Origin of the sequence: Nonomuraea rhizosphaerae (assembly GCF_019396405.1) — a bacterium.
In the GTDB taxonomy this organism is placed as follows: Bacteria; Actinomycetota; Actinomycetes; order Streptosporangiales; family Streptosporangiaceae; genus Nonomuraea; species Nonomuraea rhizosphaerae.
Window position 1 is genome coordinate 1 of sequence record NZ_JAHKRL010000013.1, and the last position, 4,258, is coordinate 4,258.

3 protein-coding genes are annotated in these 4,258 nt (G+C 71.3%); 2 read left to right on the forward strand and 1 reads right to left on the reverse strand.

Annotated elements, in window-relative coordinates; all coding sequences use genetic code 11:
* Positions 1-221: 221 nt before the first annotated feature.
* On the reverse strand, positions 222-758 hold the full coding sequence (locus KME77_RS00745; protein WP_219460238.1) for a hypothetical protein: 537 nt from the start codon (positions 756-758) through the stop codon (positions 222-224).
* A 320-nt stretch (positions 759-1,078) separates the two neighbouring features.
* On the opposite strand from KME77_RS00745, the gene KME77_RS00750 reads away from it, so the two are divergent.
* Positions 1,079-3,253, forward strand: a complete 2,175-nt coding sequence (locus KME77_RS00750) for an amylo-alpha-1,6-glucosidase (RefSeq protein ID WP_219460241.1) — start codon at positions 1,079-1,081, stop codon at positions 3,251-3,253.
* A partial coding sequence (locus KME77_RS00755; protein ID WP_219460243.1) for a glycosyltransferase occupies positions 3,250-4,258 on the forward strand: 1,009 nt, incomplete at its 3' end. The genes KME77_RS00750 and KME77_RS00755, both read left to right, overlap by 4 nt.

Sequence of the window (4,258 nt, forward strand, 5' to 3'; positions counted from 1 at the left end):
GTCGGCCGGTGACCGGCCAACACCCCAGTATGCCGCGCGACTTCCCGATTCGGACTCGCGGCGGCCGGCGAGTTCGGACGACCCGGTTCCGGGAGCGCGGGAGCCGGCGCTTCACCGGGAACGGGCGGCAGGTGGATTCGCGCCCGGCCGGACTGTCGCAGGCTGTCAATGTTCGGTGTCGGGAAATGTCAATGGGGTTTCATCTGCGGCCGTTACCGAAATCAGCTGATGCTGTTGACCAGAATGCCGATCGGAACGGACAGCAGGCTGCCGAGAATGAGGCTGACAATGACGAGCTTCCACTCGCGGCGACGCTGACGGAGACGCGCGGGCAGGGTGGCGGCTTCAAGATGGGCGACGACGGCCTGAGCAATCTTTTTGACCTGTTCGGTGGTTATCTCGGAAGATGCGTCGCGAATCATGCCCGAGATGGTGGTTTCGCCGAGATTGGCCGTCTTCATGGTGTCGGGAGGGAAGTCGCGGGTCAGGCAGCGGCTCGCCCGGAATATGGCCCTTCTTTCCTCCAGGGAGAAGTCCTGGCGGAGGGAGGAGACGTCCCGCAGGGCCAGGGAGAGCTCCTGGCGGGTGGGTTGAGCGGGGCGGGGACGCCGGACGCTCCGGCTGGCGCTCAGCGCGGCCTTCATGCCGTCCAGGTCGAAGTCGCGGGCGACGCGGCAAATCCTGGCGAATACGGCCTCTCTGTCGCGGAGGTCGAGTTCGGGGCGCACACGGCGGCTCGCGGTGAATATGACCTTCACGTGGCCTAAGTCGGCTTCGGAGGTTTCGCAGGTTTCGGCGGATGGAGGTGTGCTTACTCCAGGGCCGCTCTCGGCTCTCCCGTCTTCCACGCGGGCAGTGTGGCACAGGAAAACGTTTTAGCGCGAGACGCGATCACGAAAGCCGCATTCATGCGGCGGCATATTCTGTCGTGGGGAATTGTCATCGGAATAAAGTTCCGCCGGGAAAAAGCGGTCGCCGGGCAAGGCTCGGCATGGTGCGCCCAAAGAGATGGTCGCCAGGCGTACGGAACGGGCGAATGGGCAGGAAGCGGACGGGGGGCAGCTAGGGGGGCACGTCCATGAACGCGTGGACTTTCGAGGGGCAGCCGGACGCGCTGAGGGACACGATCACACTGGTGGAGGGCAGCTCGTTCTGCCTGAGCCAGCGCTGCGGCGACATCGTGCCCGGAGGGGCGCAGGGCGTCTACCACTCCGACACGCGACTGCTGTCGCGGTGGTCGCTGCGGGTGGACGACCATCCGGTGGAGCCGTTGCACGTGCTGCCGGCCGAGCCCTACCACGCCACGTTCGTGGGCAAGACGCCGCCGCGGCCGGGGCAGCCGGAGAGCACGCTGCTCGTGGTGCGTGACCGTTACGTCGGCGGGGGGCTGCGGGAGGACCTGGTGGTGCGCAACCTGTCGCAGGAGGCGGCGGGGTGCGTGATCACCCTGCACGTGGACTCCGACGTGGCCGACCTGTTCGAGGTCAAGGCCGACCGGATCAGGCCGGTGGCCGACGTGGAGATGACGCCGCGGGACACGGGGCTGGAGGTGTTCTCGGCCCTGCGGGAGCGCGGCGCCAGGATCGTGGTGGAGCCGGCCGGGACGCCGATGGTGCCCGCGCCCGGGCTGCTCACCTTCCAGGTGGTGGTCCCGGCGCGCGGCGAGTGGCGGACGACGCTCGAGGTGAACCCGATCGTCCAGGGGACGGAGCTGTCGGCCTGGTTCCCGGCCGCGCACTCGACCGAGCACGCCGAGCCGGCCCGCCGGCTGGCCGAGTGGACGCGCAACGGCCCGCGCCTGACCAGCAGCAACACCGGACTCCTCCAGGTCATGAACCGCTCGCGCGAGGATCTGGGCAGCCTGCGGCTGTTCGACCCCGATCATCCGGACGATCCGCCGGCCGTGGCCGCGGGCGCTCCTTGGTACATGACGTTGTTCGGCCGCGACTCGTTGCTGACCTCCTGGATGGCGCTGCCGCTGGACCAGTCGCTGGCCCTCGGCACGCTGCGCAGGCTCGCCCGGCTGCAGGGGACCAAGGTCGATCCGCTCTCCGAGGAGGAGCCGGGCAAGATCCTGCACGAGCTGCGCTTCGGCTCGCAGGACGGCGGCTCCCCGTACGCGAGCCAGGCGTACTACGGCTCGGTCGACGCGACCCCGCTGTTCGTCATGCTGCTCGGCGAGCTGAGCAGGTGGGGCCTGCACATCGGCGCGGTCGGCGAGCTGCTGCCGCACGCCGACGCCGCGCTCGGCTGGATCGAGGACCACGGCATGGCCGACGGGCTGCTGTGGTACCGGCGCAAGACCGACCGCGGGCTGCTCAACCAGGGGTGGAAAGACTCCTTCGACGGCAACACCTTCAGCGACGGCACCATCGCCCGCCCGCCCATCGCGCTGGCCGAGGCCCAGGGCTACGTGTACGCCGCCTACCTCGCCCGCGCCCACCTGGCCCGCGAGCAGGGCGACGAGGTCACCAAGCGACGCTGCGTGGAGCGGGCCGCGGCCGTCCGGGACGTCTTCAACGAGCGCTTCTGGCTCCCGGACCGGGGCTACTACGCGCTGGGGCTGGACGGCCAGGGGCGGCCCATCGACAGCCTCGGCTCCAACATGGGCCACTGCCTCTGGAGCGGCATCGTGACCGAGGACAGGGCCGACCAGGTCGCCGCCCACCTGCTCTCGCCCGAGATGTTCACCGGGTACGGGGTGCGCACGCTGGCCTCGTCCATGGGCGCCTACAACCCGATGAGCTACCACAACGGGTCCGTGTGGCCGCACGACAACGCGATCGTCGCGGCCGGGCTGATGCGGTACGGCTACGCCGAGGAGTGCCGGCGGGTCGCCGCCGGCCTGATGGACGCCGCGCAGGCGTTCGGCGGGCGGCTGCCGGAGCTGTTCTGCGGGTACGGCAGGGACGAGTTCGCGCTGCCGATCCCGTACCCGACCTCCTGCTCGCCGCAGGCGTGGGCGGCGGCGGCGCCCATCCACCTGCTGCGCGTGCTGCTCCGGCTCGACCCCTGGATCCAGTACGGCAAGCTCTGGGTGGTCCCGGAGCTGCCGGTCGGGTTCGGCAGGGTGACGATCGAGGACCTCCAGGTGGGCGGCTCCCGCATCACGATCGAGGCGTACGATGGACGGCCGCCCGTGGTGTCGGGCTTGCCGCCGGGCATCGAGCTGCTCACCGAGCCGCGCCCGCCGGTGGGCGGCGGCAGCCGCTCCGACATGGCCAGCCGCGACTACGGGCTGGCGGCGCAATGACCTCCGGATACCGGCCGCCGGCGCGGCGGCACGACGACACCCTGCACATCGTGATGGTCGCCCCGCCCTGGCTGGACGTGCCGCCCCGCGCGTACGGCGGCGTCGAGGAGATGCTGGCCGGCCTGATCACCGGCCTGGCCGAGCGCGGCCACGAGCTGACCCTGATCGGCGCCGGTCAGACGACGGCGCCGGCCAAGTTCCTGTGCACCTACCCGGAGCCGCCGTCGGAGCGGATCGGCGAGCCCCTGCCGGAGATGCTGCACGCCGCCCGCGCCCAGCGCCTGCTCGCCGACGTGCGGGCCGACATCGTGCACGACCACTCGCTGGCCGGCCCGCTGACCGCCGCGGCCCGCTCCGCGCCGACGGTCGTGACCTGCCACGGGGCGCCGTACGGGGAGCTGGGCGACTGCTACCGGGAGCTGGGCGGCGACATCTCGATGGTGGCCATCTCCACGGCCCAGCGCCGCAACGCGCCGGACCTCAACTGGGTCGCCACCGTCCACAACGCGATCGACGTCCACACCTACCCCTTCCGCGGCGTCAAGGAGGAGTGGGTGCTGTGGCTGGGCAGGTTCGACGACCGCAAGGGGCCGCAGCTGGCGATCGACGCCGCCCGCGCGGCCGGCCGGCGCATCATCCTGGCCGGCAAGCTCGTCGAGCCCAGCGAGCACGTCTGCTTCGAGCGGCACGTCCGGCCCCGGCTCGGCCCCGACGCCGTCTACGTCGGCGAGGTGGACGCCGCCCGCAAGCGTGAGCTGCTCGCGGGCGCCCGCTGCCTGCTCTTCCCGATCCAGTGGGAGGAGCCGTTCGGCATGGTCCTGATCGAGGCGATGGCCTGCGGCACGCCGGTCGTGGCGCTCGATCGCGGGTCGGTGCCGGAGATCGTCGTCCACGACCGCACGGGGATGGTCCTGCGGACGGCCGCCGAGCTGCCCGCCGCCATCGAGGCGGGCGGGCGGCTCGAACCGCGGGCGGGCAGGGGGCACGCGGGGTCGGGAGGGGACA